A 14,878-nucleotide genomic window follows, 5' to 3' on the forward strand; every position below is an offset into this window, starting at 1 on the left:
TGATGAAATTGAAGTCCGCTCTTCCTGTTCTGATTGCGGTTTTTGCCTTGCTAGGATTTTCAGTTGCAGTGCATAACCCGTACTATATTCATCTAGCTGAAACCATTTTGATTTATGTGATTCTATTGTTTGGCTTGGATATTGTGGTGGGTTATGTCGGCCAAGTTTCCCTCGGGCATGCTGGATTGTTTGGTATTGGTTCCTACACTGCTGGTGTTCTCTTTATGCACTTTGGGGCGCCTATTTGGATGACGATTCCCGCAGCTATTTTCGTTACAGCATTTTTTGGCGGCCTGTTGGCATTGCCTGCTCTGAAAGTGGTCGGCCCGTATTTGGCGATGGTGACTTTAGCATTCGGAACGATTGTCCAAATCTTGATTAATGAAATGACTTGGTTGACCGAGGGTCCCCTCGGTATTAAGTTGCCAAAACCAGAGTTATTTGGCAGCACCGCTACTGAGCTTGAGTATTTTTGGATAGTTGCGATTTTGATGCTCGCGAGTATGGTGGTGGTGGACCGTTTCTTAAAGTCACAAATGGGACGAGCATTCGAAGCTTTGCGTGACAGTCCCATTGCCTGTGACTGTATGGGCGTTTCCGTATATCGCTACAAAGTAATTGCTTTTGTTATAAGCGCTGGCTTTGCTGGCTTGGCCGGTTGTCTCTATGCTTATTCTGAGCAATATATTTCGCCAAATACTTATAACAATGAGTTGGCTGTGCTATTTCTATTGGCGATCATCATGGGAGGGCGGAAATCGCGCACAGGAGCCATTATTGGCGCCGCGATCATCGTTTTATTACCCAAGTTGCTAGATGATATTCATCTGTTCCGCATCGTAGCGGCCACCATTGCAATTGCTATGATTGTTGGATCAATTATTGCGATTGGTAAAAAAATTACAAGCTTCAAGCGGGTCGCTATTCCGCTGGCTGGCACGGTTGGCTTAGCTGTTTTTTCTTTTTGGCTTGATAGTATTGCTGACTGGCGCTTAAGTATTTTTGGGTTCATGATCCTGCTGGTTGTGTATTACCTTCAAGATGGCATTGTGGGATTCGCGAAGAACTTCTACTTTGCCCTCTCTGGTAAGACTAAGACAGCGCGCGGTGGAGTATCCATAGAAGGCGTAGATGAATCTGTTGGTTTTATTCGTGATGTTGGCGGTAAAAACATAGGGGCTGAGCTCCTTAAGGTTGACTCTGTTTTAATGCAGTTTGGTGGTTTGAAGGCTCTCAATAATGTCAGCTTAAGTATTAAACGTGGCACTATTCACGGCTTAATTGGCCCGAACGGCTCTGGTAAGAGCACGATGATGAATGTCTTGACTGGTATTTATATTCCAACTGCTGGCAACGTTTTGTATGCTGGCAAGAGTGTAGTTGGTAGCACCTCTTCGAATATTGCTTTATCAGGTATTGCACGTACCTTTCAGAATGTTCAGCTCTTTGGTGAAATGACTGCGCTACAGAACATCATGGTTGGACTGCACCATACCTTCAAATCTAATCTCATTGAGATTGGGTTGCACTTGCCTGCTTATTTAAAGGAAGAGCGAGAAGCGCGTAAGCGCGGTATGGCTTTATTGAAGTTTGTTGGACTTGAAGAGTTGGCCAATGAAGAGGCTCGTAATTTGCCATATGGTAAGCAGCGCCTTTTAGAGATTGCACGAGCCTTAGCCTTAGATCCAGAGCTTTTGCTTTTAGACGAGCCGGCAGCTGGCTTAACGGCGCCAGACATCAAAGAGTTGCTTCGTATTATTCGTAAGATCCGCGATAGCGGTGTGACCTTTATTTTGATTGAGCATCACATGGATGTGGTGATGTCGCTTTGCGATACCGTTTCTGTATTAGATTTTGGGCAGAAGATTGCAGAAGGCAAGCCAGCTGAAGTTCAGGCAGATGAAAAAGTGATTCATGCCTACTTAGGTGCTTAATTACACGAACCTTATTGAATCGACAAACAACATGTTATCCATCAAAAATTTAGAAGCGGGCTATGGCAAAGTAAAGGTGCTCCATGGCATCAGTATCGAGGTACCCAAGGGACAAGTGATCACGTTGATTGGCTCTAATGGTGCTGGTAAGACAACGACCATGCGCGCAATAACAGGCATGATTAAACCTACCGCTGGAGAGGTTACTCTAGGCGGTAAAGATATTGCAGGAGCTGATTCTCATGCGATTGCTCGCTTAGGTTTGGCGCACAGTCCCGAGGGGCGCCGCGTATTTACCAATATGACAATTACAGACAATCTTTTGCTTGGCGCGTTTCCTCGTTTGACCGGCAGTCGTACCAAGGGTGATGTGAAGCTTGATCTTGAGCGGGCTCTTGAAATGTTTCCGCGTCTAAAAGAGCGTCGTAACCAGCTTTCCGGCACCTTATCGGGTGGGGAGCAGCAAATGCTGGCAATGGCTCGTGCGGTAATGCTCAATCCCGAAGTGATTCTCTTGGATGAACCGTCAATGGGGCTTGCTCCAATTTTGGTTGAGGAGGTTTTTAAAATCATCTCAAACTTAAAGTCGCAGGGGGTCACAATGCTCCTGGTTGAGCAATTCGCGGCCGCTGCGCTGAATGTGGCTGATTATGGCTATGTGCTTGAAAATGGTAGGATTGCCGCTCATGGCCCCGCTCACGAGCTTAAAGATGATCCAGCGGTTAAGGCGGCTTATCTCGGTGGCAGCCACTAACTCAATTTGGTTCTTTCATCCCGACTTGTATTAGCTAATCTTTTGATGCGATTTTTAATCAATCTCAGTAATTTCAATGGTAGAAAGTAATAGGACTAAAAATGAAAAAAACTATATTTGCTTTAACAGTAGCCGTATTGAGTTTAAATGTGTTGGCCCAGGATCGCTTGCCAACGATTGCCCCGGAAAATTACACCCCCGAGCAAAAGCAGGCCGCAGATGAATTCATGGCGGCTAGAAAAAGAGCGGTCTTTGGTCCATTTGAGCCGCTGATGTACAGCCCTGAAGTGATGACACAGGCGCGTTCCATGGGTGATTATTTGCGTTACCACTCTGCCATTGGTAATACCCTAAGTGAGTTTGTGATCTTAATTTCTGCGCGTGAGTGGACTCAAGATTATGAGTGGTATGTGCATGCTCCAATCGCATTGGCTGCAGGTATTAGCGCAGATAAGATTGCGGCGATTAAAGAAGGTCGACGTCCTGAGAAGATGTCTAATGATGAAGAGATGGTCTATAACTTCTCAACTGAATTGCATCACAATAAGAGTGTTTCTGATGTGAGCTTCAAGCGCGTAGAGCAACGCTTTGGGAAAAAAGGCGTGGTTGACTTAACTGGAATCAATGCTTATTACACTTTGCTAGCAATGCAGATGAATGTGGCCCAATACCAAGCCCCAGGAAATGTACCTTTGCTGCCTAAGTTTCCAAATTAAGCCCTACGTCTTAGTGCGTGTAAGCAAAATAGAGAAAAGAACAGCATACCCACTGACCAGTGGGTCTGAATAGCCTTCTCTCGAAAGGCTTCTGGACCGTAATAGAGTAGGAGTCCAGTAATCATGAGGATGAGTAATGCGAGGAGCTGAGTGATGCCGCTCAGCCTTTTTTTGTTTTGCTCTCCAGCCAGCCTTAATGTGAAAAGTCAGGACTGATCCTAATCCCATGATCGCAAACACTGCCGTACTGCCGTGTAAGCTCAGCATAGTGTGGCCGCCAAAAATTTTCTTTTGTAAGTCAAATAGATCACTCAATAAATAAGCAATACCGCTAAGAGAGCAGCTGAGCATGCTCGTAAGTATGAGGACTTTTTGCCAGCCAGGCATCATACCTACAGTTCTTTTACTGACATGGTTGATATTTTTCATGCGGCGATTCGAATGGCTTTCGCCTTGAAATGATCAAAGCAGGCATGATGCGCATTTTCAGAAAGAATAAATACTTTTGTCAGCGCATCTGCGTAGATACACTCTTGGGCTAGCACTGAATAGGATCCTAAAAATTCGTGATGAATCTGCTCGAGTGAATTTGCAGTGGGGTTGATGATATGACTAGGAAAGCAGGAGTCTCTTCTTGCAAAATAAAGTCCGCTAGTTGCGATTGCACCATTTTGCAATTTCCCAATGTCGATTGGTGGCCTGCGACCCTCGGGATCTCGCAGAAAAATAGTTTCAGCTGCATCGCCAAAGACTCTTAAATCACCGCCAGCATTGACTACACCTCCTGCAATTCCGCCTGATTGCAATATTTGAACTGCTTGATCTACTGCAAATCCTTTAGCAATTCCACCAAGGTCAAGCCGAATAGGGCGCCGAGAATAAATGAGATGTGGTTCAAGAAATTCTAAATCGTCAAGACCACCAAAATGAATTTGCTCTAAGGAAAGATGTTGGGGCAATAAACCTGTCGCAATGAGTCTATGCCCAATGCCACAATCAAATAATCCCCTCGAGTGATGATGAATATTCTTTGCAGCGAGGAGAACTTGAGCGGTCCATGGGTGAATCTGAATAGGGCGCAGATGCGCCGCATGATTTATTTTAGAAAGCTCACTTTGATGCTGATGAAACCCCATTAACTTTTGTACTAACTCTATTGATACAAATGCTTCGGATATCAGTTCCATGTGGAATGCCTCCATATGATCTTTAATCTCAATCTCTACAAACGTGCCTAGTAAAGGCCTGCATCGTCTCATTTGGTTTTGGAAGATTGCTCTTTGAGAGCGAGCTCGTAGAGCATGACAACTCTCTTGACACCATCGGTCAAATGCTTGCAGGAGAGGGTAGCACCACCAATGTTTTGAATATCTTGATTGAGTTTGATGGGATCATTTGCTTGCTTCCCAATGAATTGTTTGCGCCAAGCGGGATCAGCTACTTCATAGCCATATGACTCAACATACTCCAGAATCTCAACACCTAAAATTGCCCCGCTTGGGCTCAAAGCCACCGCGTATTGAATCATTTCGTGTTTACCCACCACCTCGTCCACCACAAACCAACTCCCATCCTTTGCTTTCCAGATTCGATCCCCTTGAAAGGGGTGTCGAATACTTGAAGCTAAGCGCAATTTTTCCTGCAGGCCCTTGCTGATTAAGATGGGTGATTGCGTAAGCAATTGATTGGGCAAGAGTAAGACTTGCGCCTGCTCAATTGATACATAGATTTTGGCTTGCGAGGTGATCGGCGCTGCTAAAGCAGCAATTCCAAGCAAGCTGATCGTGTGAGGGTGCCAATTCATTGGATTAATTTGTTAATTGAGAGGAAAGCCTACCTTCACGATGAACTCATTGACTGAGTGACTATCCCAGACACGTGCGCCGGAGCATTCCGCTTCACCGCCACCCATGCAGGTTCCGCCTGCAAGCTGATAGCGCCATGCGCCAGTGATCCACCAATCTTTACTGGCATAGTGAATATTAGGACCAAGAAATGTTGCTCTTTGAACTTGGTTTTTTAAGTTCAGTTCTGAGTAATCATTATGAAAGCGCGCCTCCACACCAGCAGACCACTTCGGGGCAAAGCGATAGCTTGCACCCACTAAAAAATCTAACATCGATTCTGGAACATTGCCATTCTCTATAAATTTGAGGCGCTCATTTGCTGCAACGATATTGCCTGCCAAAATGAGTCGATCATCAATAAAATTCGATTGCAATAGCACTCTTGCTTCGAGCTCGTCCTTATTCTTACCCCATGTTGGCTCTAGGTATAAACCGAGACCCACAGGAGATGTCACTGGATTGGTGATGCGGTAAATTGCTTCCAGAGATCCGCCCTCTAAACCTCCTTTTCTGTAGGGAGTTGCTGGATCATGGCTTGAAGGTACGCCGTACCCTCCCGTACAGCTTGATGCCTCTTCGCACGCTTCGGGGTTGGTGTAGTTTTGGTTAGCGCTTGTGAAGTAGGAATTGACGTAGCCTGCAAGCTGCAGATCATTCGTGGCGCCATATTCCAGCTCTGTTCTGGCCGTCCAGGCATCATAGTTTCCGGCTGCTTGCTGTTGATTTAATTGCAGGCGCTGTTCAAATTCCCACTTCCCTTGGGGTTGAAGGTCTAGGGTATAAATCCAACCAAAAGCACCTTCACCAGCATAGGCAAAGGAAAAGCTGAGGGCGGTAGCAATTAAGAGGCAAAACGTGAGTAGTCTTTTGATGGTTAATTTCATGGTCTTCATTTGATGGTGGTGATTAATTCTATTAATCTAAATAGTAATCATTCTCATTAAAATAAAAAACCATGAGTTGCAAATTGGATCAGCCTGTAGGGCTTATGAAGATTGCCTGGGTGGACTTGTTATATTGGCTGCATGAACCCAGAAGCACTTGAAAAGCTTGTAACCATGAAGATGCCTTTTGGTAAGTACGCAGGACGTTATCTTGCGGATTTACCAGGCAACTATCTAGCCTGGTTTGCGCGTGAGGGTTTTCCGAAAAGTGAGTTGGGGCAGTTACTCGAGTTGATGCACACTCTGGATCACAATGGTCTGCGTGGCTTACTCGCTCCAATACAGCGTGCACATGGTGTTAGTACCCGTATCCATCCTTAAAGATTGGGTGTGGCGTCAGTCGTTATTTTTGGTGAACAATCACACTAACCCGATTACGTTCATTTTGAACAGTTGATGAGGCAGGTGGACTATTTTGTGTGAGCTCAATCCGCACGCCATTGTCTGTCTCAAGTGCTGCTGCAATCCGCTTTGCTAAATCTGCGTTTTGGTCATATTCAATCTGAATGCGCGCTACCTTGCCTGCTTTGATGTGTGCGTTTAACTCATCCACCTTTTTAGTGGCGTAGACATCAAAAAAGACGGGATACCAGCCACCCACAGTGTGGGCTGGTTTTATTGCATTTGATTTTGTTTCGACTAAGGGTAGATGAAAATCAATACCGGTTCTTTCAACTAATTCTGAGTAGCTAATAGGCGGAGTCATGTGCGCCTCATTGGTATTGTCAATCCAAAATGCCCATGCTCGTTTAGTGCTGGAGTCGAACACCAACTTATATAAATGGCTGGGAATGGTGACTTTATTCGAACCAATGTTGCCTAAGTCTCCCGTCGAACCTGTAAATACATAGACATCACTATGCGCTCTTTTAACGTAATGGCGGGTAGGCTCTTCAACCTGCTTGGCCCAGATGCCTTGATTATTTAAACGCGCCTGCGGCATCATATTGGCTAGGGAGAAGGACTGAGCCATCCCTTTTTCAGTATGCATGTCACCTGCCGGAACATTGTGGCCGCGATCGTAGCCGCTACCGCGGTAATCTGTAAGAAGAGCCCGCTCACTGCGAGGAAGTCTTGCCTCTTCATAAAATCGGTTACTCCTACGGGGGTGTTTACCTTGAAATTGCTCTGCGTTCAAACGTTCAACGGTATAGATCGGTTTCTTATCTATTGGAGAGTAATAGACTGCAAAATCATCAAAGCAGAGGTCTTTGCCAATCTGGGAGCTTGATGGAATTTGCTGGTTAGGAAAAAATTGCGCGCATCCTTCAAAGAGGGCAAATGCACTGAGTGGAGCAAAAAGTGCTGCCAATAAGATTGTTTTAGCGGTCAATCGAAGAGTCAATTTCATATTTCACCAGTGTAGGCTGTGAGTCTATTCAATGCCATCACCCGTAGGCAATTTCTACTACCAGTAGAGCGACTGTGTGGCGCCAAACACTAGATGTACGGTTTAGAAATCTTTTTTTTGCAGCGAAATTGCAAATAAAGGAGATTTTGAGCGATTTTTTATAGCATGAAATTGGTGACCACTAACTTTTATAAGTATCTGATTTAAATGAAATTAATTAAGTAAGAGGTTCATTCATTCGGCTTAATGCTAAAAATGAGACTCATAAGTTATTAAAAGTACCCCTCTTATTCTTGACTTGATATAAGAACTTTCTTAGGATGACCCATGTTTTTAACTTATTGCATTGCAGCATAAATCAGCAGTTTGATTTTTGGGTAATGCAACAGACTGAATGAGTAAATGTATTTCTTCCTATTCGAGTGACTTTCAAGGTGAGCAACTAGAAGCTTCTAGTTCAAGCGCCTTGTTGGCAAATGCTATGGTTCCGGTCTATCGGTTGCTAAATGGCTTACTCGTTATCACCGTTTTTCTTTTGGTTGGCCTCTGGCTTTCAGGCAATGGAACCAATGCCGGTGCCTTCGACTTTGCTCGCATTCTCGTTCCAGATGAGGCGCGTCAGGTAGTTTGGCAAAACGGCTTTGGCATGCTCGATCAATATAAAGATCAGACCCCCCAAGCTGCTGCAGATAAAGATATTGCCGCTGTCATTTACAACAAAGGCGCCACTAGTAACAACACCAAGATTCCCCTTGGGATTGCTAAGCACCAAACGGTTGCATTATTAATGCCCTCAGTAGCTCATACTCAGGTAAAGCCAATTTCTGCCTTAGCTGATCAAATCCCAACTTCCAAAGTAGATCCGCAGGCTTTAGATAGCAAGCTTTTGATCTCTGTCCAGAATCAGCGCTCGGTTGCCGACTTCTTTGAGCAAAAATACAAGTTAGATCGCGCCAAGATTGAGGAGTACGTCTCCAATACCGTGTTGATTGCAAAAGAGGTCAATATTGACCCGATCCTTTTACTGGCCGTTATTTCAGTTGAATCGAATTTCAACCCCCTTACTAAGAGTCAAGCCGGGGCAGAAGGTCTGATGCAGGTGATGACATCCATCCATAAGGAAAAGTATGCCCTCTATGGCGGAGCTTCAGATGCGATTAAGCCCGAAGTGAATATCCGCATCGGCGCTTATATTTTGAAGTACCTCATTGCCACTTCAGGATCGCTGCGCAATGGTTTGAAGTTTTATGTAGGCGCAGGTAACACAGACACTGATGGCGGCTATGTGGATAAGGTTATGTCTGAGCGTAATCGCTTGATTGAACTCTGCAAGGGTTCTACGCTCCAGGCAAACTCTGGGCGTAAGCTCATTCTGAATAGTAAAAACGTTCGCTCTTAAGCTTGCTGCTCATTAGCAAGTTTGGATGAATAAAGGCCACCAAAGGGTGGCCTTTTCATTTGCCCGATGAAATCTAGGCTTTAGTTGACGCCATGGAGCTCAACATCAAATACGAGGGTAGCATTCGGTGGAATGACCCCGCCGGCTCCACGAGCTCCATAACCCATATCAGCAGGGATGATAAGGGTGCGTTTGCCACCAATCTTCATGCCAACCACGCCTTGATCCCAGCCTTTAATCACATGCCCAGCACCAAGCGGGAAGCTAAATAGCTGTCCGCGGTCCAAAGAGCTGTCAAATTTTTTGCCCTTATGATCGGGCGCGCTCTCATCAAAGAGCCAGCCGGTGTAATGCACATCGACATGATTGCCGGCAACAGCCTCTGTGCCATCACCAACCAAAGTATCTAATTTCTGAAGCTCGCTCATTTTATTTTTCCTGTTCAACTTAAAGGGAGTGCTAAGTATATTCGGAGGCTTATCACCAGATAAATTTCAAATTAGTTACAAAAACCTCTTGGTGGAATCCCTTAAATTGGGCATCTTATGCATCATTAGCGCCCAAAACGGCCAATTTTGGAAGATCCCATGATTTAAAATGAAGTTCTTGCCTCATGGCGTCCAAGCAAGCTTAAGCAGTGCTGGGAAAATTTATCAATATCGAGGAAATTTCAATGGCTTCAGAGAAATCAAAGATCATTTATACGCTGACAGATGAAGCGCCATTTTTGGCCACTAGTTCATTTTTGCCAATTATTCGCAGCTTTACAGCACCCGTTGGAGTGGAGGTTGCTACAAGTGATATCTCTGTTGCGGCACGTATCTTGTCTGAGTTCTCTGATTGCCTGACCGAGGAGCAAAAAGTTCCAGATAATTTAGCTGAGCTAGGTCGCCTCACCTTGCTTCCAGACACCAACATCATCAAGCTGCCGAACATTAGTGCTTCAGTTCCGCAACTACTTGCCGCTATTAAAGAATTACAAGCGAAGGGCTACAAGCTCCCGAACTTCCCAGAAGATCCGCAAACGGATGAGGAAAAAGCGATCCGCGCTCGGTACTCAAAATGTTTGGGCAGCGCTGTGAATCCAGTTTTGCGCGAAGGTAATTCAGATCGTCGTGCACCAAACGCAGTCAAGCAATTTGCACGCAAACATCCACACTCAATGGGTGAGTGGAGTCAGGCATCGCGTACCCACGTTTCACATATGCATGGTGGCGATTTTTACGCCAGTGAAAAGTCCATGACGATGACTAAGGCTTGTGACGTCAAGATGGATTTGGTAACCAAGAGTGGCAAGACCATTGTGCTCAAGCCAAAAGTCTCATTATTAGCTGGCGAAATTATCGACAGTATGTATATGAGTAAGAAAGCGCTCTGCGAATTCTATGAAAAAGAAATTGAAGATGCCTATAAGACAGGCATGATGCTTTCATTGCACGTGAAAGCGACCATGATGAAGGTTTCGCACCCCATTGTGTTTGGTCACGCTGTGAAGATCTTCTACAAAGAAGCATTTGAAAAGCACGCGAAGTTATTTGAAGAGTTGGGTGTCAATGCCAATAACGGCATGAGCAGTCTTTACGACAAAATTAAAACCTTGCCTGAATCGAAGCGCGAAGAAATCATTCAAGATTTACATGCATGTCATGAGCACCGTCCAGCATTGGCGATGGTTGACTCTGCCAAGGGGATTACCAACCTGCATTCTCCTAGCGATGTGATCGTCGATGCATCGATGCCAGCAATGATTCGCGTGGGCGGAAAAATGTGGGGTGCTGACGGACGTTTGCACGATACCAAAGCAGTAATCCCTGAAAGTACGTTTGCCCGTATTTACCAGGAGATGATTAACTTCTGCAAAACCCATGGCAACTTTGATCCTACTACTATGGGTACGGTGCCAAACGTTGGTCTGATGGCTCAGCAGGCTGAAGAGTACGGTTCGCACGACAAAACTTTTGAAATCTCTGAGGCTGGTGTAGCGCGTATTGTTGCCGACGATGGCACCGTACTGCTTGAACAACATGTAGAAGAGGGTGACATCTGGCGTATGTGCCAAGTAAAGGATGCCCCAATTCGCGACTGGGTCAAGTTAGCGGTTAATCGTGCACGTCTCTCTAATACGCCAGCAGTTTTCTGGTTGGATGAGTACCGTCCGCATGAGGCTGAGTTGATTAAGAAGGTCAAGACATACCTGCAGGATTACGATTTGACTGGTTTGGATATTCAAATCATGTCTCAGACGCGTGCAATGCGCTTTACTTTAGAGCGCATCATTCGCGGTAAAGACACCATCTCTGTGACTGGCAATATCTTGCGTGATTACCTCACTGACTTGTTCCCGATCATGGAGCTGGGTACCAGTGCCAAGATGTTATCGATCGTGCCGCTAATGGCTGGCGGCGGTCTCTTTGAAACAGGCGCTGGCGGATCTGCTCCTAAGCACGTTCAACAGCTTGTTGAAGAAAACCACTTACGTTGGGATTCTTTGGGTGAGTTTTTGGCTTTAGCGGTTTCCCTAGAGGACATCAGCGATAAAACCGGTAATCCAAAGGTGAAAATTTTGGCTCGTACTTTGGATGAGGCTACCGGTAAATTATTGGATAACAATAAATCGCCATCTCCGCGTACGGGTGAGCTTGATAACCGCGGCAGTCAGTTCTATTTAGCAATGTACTGGGCTGAGGCTTTGGCTGCACAAATGGAAGATAAGGAGTTACAGGCGCACTTTGCACCTTTGGCGAAAGCCTTGGCTGACAATGAACAAAAAATCATTGCCGAATTGACGGCGGTACAAGGTAAGCCAGCTGATATTGGTGGTTACTATGTGCCAGATATGCAGAAGTTAGAAGCCGTGATGCGTCCAAGTCAAACCTTAAATGCAATATTGGCAAAGGCTAACGCAAGTTAACCTGCAGTCAAGTAAGCAGAAAGGCAAACCTCAGGGTTTGCCTTTTTAATTTTGTAGCTTAGCTTTTTTGCGAATAGAGTGTTCGACTGGGATGGAGTCCAGTGTCGGCTCCAAAGCTTCTCGCTCATCAAACACAAAGCAGCTTCCCTTGTAATGGGCTGAGCCTACTTCTTCAAAGTATTTCAAAATCCCACCCTCTAATTGGTAGCTATGCTCCATACCTATCTCGCGCATGTAAAGCCCCGACTTTTCGCAGCGGATACCTCCCGTGCAAAAGCTCACCAGGGTCTTGTCAGCCAATTCATCTTTGTGGGCGCTAATTGCCTCAGGAAATTGTGTGAATTTTTCAATATTAAAGTGCAGGGCATTTTCAAACGTGCCGTAATCCACCTCAAAGGCATTGCGAGTATCAACCATCACCACTGGCCTACCAAGATCATCCGTGCCACGATCTAACCATTCTTGTAATTTCTTAGGGGTAATAAAGTTAGCCCTACCTTCCTCGGGCCGAATGGTGGGATGATTCATGCGAATGATTTCATTTTTCAGCTTAATGAGCATTTTCTTGAAAGGTTGCTCCTCGGACCAGCTTTCTTTGGCTTGTAGTGGTTTAAAACGAGGATCAATGCGTAACCAGTCTAAAAAACCACGCAACGAATCAGCCTGACCCGCTAGGAACATATTGATGCCTTCAGGTGTCAGTAGGATGGTGCCCTTGAGTTCGCGAGCATTGCATTGATCTAGCATACGCGCACGCAATTGAACGAGCTCATCTAGACTGACAAATAAATAGGCGGCAACATTTAATATGGGCTTCATGGGGATTCTTTTCTAACTACCCTCTATTATCAAACAAAGCCTCATGGAGATGGTAATCTTGCTTTTTAGCCAACCTAATTTTATATAAATGATTCGCACAATCGCACGTATTATTCCGGGTATACCCACATCAGATGGCGCTGGTGTGCAATTGCGCCGCAGTCTCGGTGGTCAGCAGCAATTACGCTTGGATCCCTTTTTAATGTTGGATGAATTTTCATCGAACGATCCCAATGATTATGTGGCAGGATTTCCGGCACATCCACATCGTGGCTTTGAGACGGTGACATACATGCTTGAAGGGCACATGCTGCATGAGGATCATTTAGGTAATCAGGGGCATCTTAAAAGTGGTGGGGTGCAATGGATGACTGCTGGTCGAGGGATCATTCATTCGGAAATGCCACAGCAAGAAAGTGGCGCTATGCGTGGTTTTCAGCTGTGGATTAATTTGCCCTCGCATGAAAAAATGAAAGAAGCTGGCTATCAAGATATTCAGGCGGATGATATTCCGGTAGCGAAGTTGGCAAATGGTGGATCTGTCAAGGTGATTGCAGGCATCTATCATTCTGCAGATTCAAGCATCGCTGGGCCCATTCATGGCATTACTACTGCCCCTTTATTTTTGGATGTACATCTTCCTGCACATGCCCAGTTTGAACACCCTATTCCGATGACACACAGTGCCTTTTTATACGTCTACGAAGGGGAGCTATTGGTAGGAAATCCCGCTCAAGCAGTTCCAAAACAAGCGGCAATTGTGCTGGGGTCGGGTGATCAGCTGCATGTGAGGGCGGGGCCTTCTGGCGCACAATGTATTGTGCTTGCTGCCATGCCCTTGGGTGAACCCATTGTTCAATATGGCCCATTTGTCATGAATACCCGTGCTGAAATTGAGCAGGCTATTGCTGATTATCAAAACAATCAATTGGTCGCGGCAAAGTGATGTCTTCAATCTCCTGGGAGGAGGCTGGGCAATCATATGAGGCAGATTGGCGTTCAGAGAATGGGATTGCTGCCCATAAAAAAGTATTGGTGGTTGATGACACACTAACTGCAGATGCAGCTTATCAATTGGCTTGTGAGGGAACTGCAATGTTGTGGCGCGGCGATTTTCAGAATGCGCGCCAACTTTTGCAAGCCTTAGCCAGAAGAGTGGACCGACCTTCCAAGAAATCTCGGCGAGCTCCAAAAGCGGCTTATGGAGCTGCCAATAAAAATCCTATAGACATTTTTAATCTGCATCGCTTATCCCAATCCCAACGTGCGCGAATATTGGGGATGTTATTGGTAGAGTGTGATGCGCAACATACAATTTCTTTGAGCCGTGCTCCAGATATTGCTCAGGCTTGTTTGGAGGCTTATGGAGCAGTAAAGCGCCCATACCTCGTTTCTTTGAGAGAGTTATTGGGGGTGGTTAGTGCATATGAGTGGCGCAAGAATGGGGTAGTCATTCCGGCACTGTCGCATACCAATGAAATACGAATCTTTCCGCATTACGGCGTTTTCTCTCCCATTCGTGGTGAATATATTGATTTGGTCTGGGAAGCGCCTCTTCCAGAATCCATTCACAATCATTCAATTGCATTTGATATCGGCATGGGAACTGGTGTGTTGTCGATTGCATTAGCGCAACGTGGGATTGAAAAAATCATTGGGACCGATTTGGACAATCGAGCTCTGATTTGTGCAAAAGAAAATATTGATCGTCTCAAACTTAGATCAACCATTGAAATAGTTCAAGCTGATTTGTATCCACAAGGTAAAGCTTCATTAATTGTTTGCAATCCGCCATGGCTGCCTGCAAGGCCAAGTTCTTCACTAGAGCGAGCGGTATATGATCCTGAAAGCCAGATGTTAAAAGGCTTTTTGAGTGGTTTGGCCGATCACTTGTTTGATGGTGGTGAAGCTTGGTTGATTATTTCTGATCTTGCTGAACATTTAGGTTTACGTACTCGGAAGGAATTACTCGAGTGGATAGAGCAAGCTGGACTATTCGTTCTGAGTCGCATGGATACCAAGCCGAAACACAAAAAGGTATTCGATAAAAATGATGCCTTGCATTTAGCCCGTGCTGCAGAAGTTACCTCTCTGTGGAGATTGAGCAAGAAGTAATAGCCCTACGCTATTCACCATGATTAGTAAAAGGGTTGTATCTCAATGCCTACTTGCCTAAAATTATTTAGAAGATTTTCTTTTTCTG

General features: G+C 45.4%; 15 protein-coding genes. 8 read left to right on the forward strand and 7 right to left on the reverse strand.

What is annotated here, in order from left to right; genetic code table 11:
* Positions 1–2 precede the first annotated feature (2 nt).
* From BOQ04_RS00215 to BOQ04_RS00225, 3 genes are all read left to right on the forward strand, one after another.
* Complete coding sequence (locus tag BOQ04_RS00215) at positions 3–1,934, forward strand: branched-chain amino acid ABC transporter ATP-binding protein/permease (RefSeq protein WP_076023141.1); 1,932 nt, start codon at positions 3–5, stop codon at positions 1,932–1,934.
* Positions 1,935–1,965: 31 nt separating this feature from the next.
* Positions 1,966–2,688, forward strand: coding sequence for an ABC transporter ATP-binding protein (locus tag BOQ04_RS00220; protein ID WP_076022775.1), 723 nt, complete (start codon positions 1,966–1,968; stop codon positions 2,686–2,688).
* Between the two features lie 101 nt (positions 2,689–2,789).
* The gene (locus BOQ04_RS00225) at positions 2,790–3,404 is read left to right on the forward strand and encodes a carboxymuconolactone decarboxylase family protein (RefSeq protein WP_076022776.1); all 615 of its coding nucleotides are present in this window, start codon (positions 2,790–2,792) and stop codon (positions 3,402–3,404) included.
* Positions 3,405–3,407: 3 nt separating this feature from the next.
* Here BOQ04_RS00225 and BOQ04_RS00230 read toward each other — a convergent pair whose 3' ends face one another.
* Genes BOQ04_RS00230 through BOQ04_RS00245 form a run of 4 tightly spaced genes read right to left on the reverse strand, consistent with a single transcriptional unit; the run spans position 3,408 to position 6,135 of the window.
* Positions 3,408–3,833 carry a hypothetical protein gene (locus BOQ04_RS00230; protein WP_076022777.1) on the reverse strand — a complete coding sequence of 142 codons (426 nt, stop codon included), beginning with the start codon at positions 3,831–3,833 and terminating at the stop codon, positions 3,408–3,410.
* The gene (locus BOQ04_RS00235; RefSeq protein WP_076022778.1) at positions 3,830–4,663 is read right to left on the reverse strand and encodes an FAD:protein FMN transferase; all 834 of its coding nucleotides are present in this window, start codon (positions 4,661–4,663) and stop codon (positions 3,830–3,832) included. The genes BOQ04_RS00230 and BOQ04_RS00235 overlap by 4 nt, the downstream gene beginning before the upstream one ends.
* Positions 4,660–5,208 (reverse strand): FMN-binding protein, encoded by a 549-nt coding sequence (locus BOQ04_RS00240; protein ID WP_076022779.1) that lies wholly within the window; start codon positions 5,206–5,208, stop codon positions 4,660–4,662. Before BOQ04_RS00240 ends, BOQ04_RS00235 begins: the two co-directional genes overlap by 4 nt.
* 12 nt (positions 5,209–5,220) lie before the next feature.
* The gene (locus tag BOQ04_RS00245; protein ID WP_076022780.1) at positions 5,221–6,135 is read right to left on the reverse strand and encodes a DUF6662 family protein; all 915 of its coding nucleotides are present in this window, start codon (positions 6,133–6,135) and stop codon (positions 5,221–5,223) included.
* Positions 6,136–6,276: 141 nt separating this feature from the next.
* On the opposite strand from BOQ04_RS00245, the gene BOQ04_RS00250 reads away from it, so the two are divergent.
* On the forward strand, positions 6,277–6,516 hold the full coding sequence (locus BOQ04_RS00250) for a DUF3820 family protein (RefSeq protein WP_076022781.1): 240 nt from the start codon (positions 6,277–6,279) through the stop codon (positions 6,514–6,516).
* A 22-nt stretch (positions 6,517–6,538) separates the two neighbouring features.
* Here the strand turns inward: BOQ04_RS00250 and BOQ04_RS00255 are convergent, their stop codons facing one another.
* Positions 6,539–7,546, reverse strand: a complete 1,008-nt coding sequence (locus tag BOQ04_RS00255) for a DNA/RNA non-specific endonuclease (RefSeq protein ID WP_076022782.1) — start codon at positions 7,544–7,546, stop codon at positions 6,539–6,541.
* A gap of 394 nt (positions 7,547–7,940) precedes the next feature.
* Between BOQ04_RS00255 and BOQ04_RS00260 the strand changes: the two genes are divergently transcribed.
* Complete coding sequence (locus BOQ04_RS00260; RefSeq protein WP_076022783.1) at positions 7,941–8,945, forward strand: transglycosylase SLT domain-containing protein; 1,005 nt, start codon at positions 7,941–7,943, stop codon at positions 8,943–8,945.
* An 80-nt stretch (positions 8,946–9,025) separates the two neighbouring features.
* On the opposite strand, the gene BOQ04_RS00265 is transcribed toward BOQ04_RS00260, so the two are convergent.
* A complete protein-coding gene (locus BOQ04_RS00265) occupies positions 9,026–9,373 on the reverse strand; it encodes an FKBP-type peptidyl-prolyl cis-trans isomerase (protein ID WP_076022784.1) in 348 nt (115 codons plus the stop codon).
* Positions 9,374–9,618: 245 nt separating this feature from the next.
* Here BOQ04_RS00265 and BOQ04_RS00270 point away from each other — a divergent pair, with 245 nt between their 5' ends.
* On the forward strand, positions 9,619–11,856 hold the full coding sequence (locus tag BOQ04_RS00270; protein ID WP_076023142.1) for an NADP-dependent isocitrate dehydrogenase: 2,238 nt from the start codon (positions 9,619–9,621) through the stop codon (positions 11,854–11,856).
* A gap of 45 nt (positions 11,857–11,901) precedes the next feature.
* Here BOQ04_RS00270 and BOQ04_RS00275 read toward each other — a convergent pair whose 3' ends face one another.
* Entirely contained in the window at positions 11,902–12,675 is a 774-nt protein-coding gene (locus BOQ04_RS00275; RefSeq protein ID WP_076022785.1) for a sulfurtransferase, read from the reverse strand.
* 88 nt (positions 12,676–12,763) lie between these two features.
* Here BOQ04_RS00275 and BOQ04_RS00280 point away from each other — a divergent pair, with 88 nt between their 5' ends.
* Both BOQ04_RS00280 and BOQ04_RS00285 read left to right on the forward strand, forming a co-directional pair.
* A complete protein-coding gene (locus BOQ04_RS00280; RefSeq protein ID WP_076022786.1) occupies positions 12,764–13,621 on the forward strand; it encodes a pirin family protein in 858 nt (285 codons plus the stop codon).
* Positions 13,621–14,790 carry a 50S ribosomal protein L11 methyltransferase gene (locus tag BOQ04_RS00285; protein ID WP_076022787.1) on the forward strand — a complete coding sequence of 390 codons (1,170 nt, stop codon included), beginning with the start codon at positions 13,621–13,623 and terminating at the stop codon, positions 14,788–14,790. Before BOQ04_RS00280 ends, BOQ04_RS00285 begins: the two co-directional genes overlap by 1 nt.
* The last annotated feature ends 88 nt before the right edge of the window (positions 14,791–14,878 follow it).

The organism is Polynucleobacter sphagniphilus (genome assembly GCF_001953355.1).
GTDB lineage: Bacteria > Pseudomonadota > Gammaproteobacteria > Burkholderiales > Burkholderiaceae > Polynucleobacter > Polynucleobacter sphagniphilus.

Excerpts from the sequence above, each read along its gene's own strand:
- BOQ04_RS00215 (WP_076023141.1), top strand. The coding sequence starts at position 3 with ATGAAATTGAAGTCCGCTCTTCCTGTTCTGATTGCGGTTTTTGCCTTG.
- BOQ04_RS00220 (WP_076022775.1), top strand. The coding sequence starts at position 1,966 with ATGTTATCCATCAAAAATTTAGAAGCGGGCTATGGCAAAGTAAAGGTG.
- BOQ04_RS00225 (WP_076022776.1), top strand. The coding sequence starts at position 2,790 with ATGAAAAAAACTATATTTGCTTTAACAGTAGCCGTATTGAGTTTAAAT.
- BOQ04_RS00230 (WP_076022777.1), bottom strand. The coding sequence starts at position 3,833 with ATGAAAAATATCAACCATGTCAGTAAAAGAACTGTAGGTATGATGCCT.
- BOQ04_RS00235 (WP_076022778.1), bottom strand. The coding sequence starts at position 4,663 with ATGAGACGATGCAGGCCTTTACTAGGCACGTTTGTAGAGATTGAGATT.
- BOQ04_RS00240 (WP_076022779.1), bottom strand. The coding sequence starts at position 5,208 with ATGAATTGGCACCCTCACACGATCAGCTTGCTTGGAATTGCTGCTTTA.
- BOQ04_RS00245 (WP_076022780.1), bottom strand. The coding sequence starts at position 6,135 with ATGAAATTAACCATCAAAAGACTACTCACGTTTTGCCTCTTAATTGCT.
- BOQ04_RS00250 (WP_076022781.1), top strand. The coding sequence starts at position 6,277 with ATGAACCCAGAAGCACTTGAAAAGCTTGTAACCATGAAGATGCCTTTT.
- BOQ04_RS00255 (WP_076022782.1), bottom strand. The coding sequence starts at position 7,546 with ATGAAATTGACTCTTCGATTGACCGCTAAAACAATCTTATTGGCAGCA.
- BOQ04_RS00260 (WP_076022783.1), top strand. The coding sequence starts at position 7,941 with ATGAGTAAATGTATTTCTTCCTATTCGAGTGACTTTCAAGGTGAGCAA.
- BOQ04_RS00265 (WP_076022784.1), bottom strand. The coding sequence starts at position 9,373 with ATGAGCGAGCTTCAGAAATTAGATACTTTGGTTGGTGATGGCACAGAG.
- BOQ04_RS00270 (WP_076023142.1), top strand. The coding sequence starts at position 9,619 with ATGGCTTCAGAGAAATCAAAGATCATTTATACGCTGACAGATGAAGCG.
- BOQ04_RS00275 (WP_076022785.1), bottom strand. The coding sequence starts at position 12,675 with ATGAAGCCCATATTAAATGTTGCCGCCTATTTATTTGTCAGTCTAGAT.
- BOQ04_RS00280 (WP_076022786.1), top strand. The coding sequence starts at position 12,764 with ATGATTCGCACAATCGCACGTATTATTCCGGGTATACCCACATCAGAT.
- BOQ04_RS00285 (WP_076022787.1), top strand. The coding sequence starts at position 13,621 with ATGTCTTCAATCTCCTGGGAGGAGGCTGGGCAATCATATGAGGCAGAT.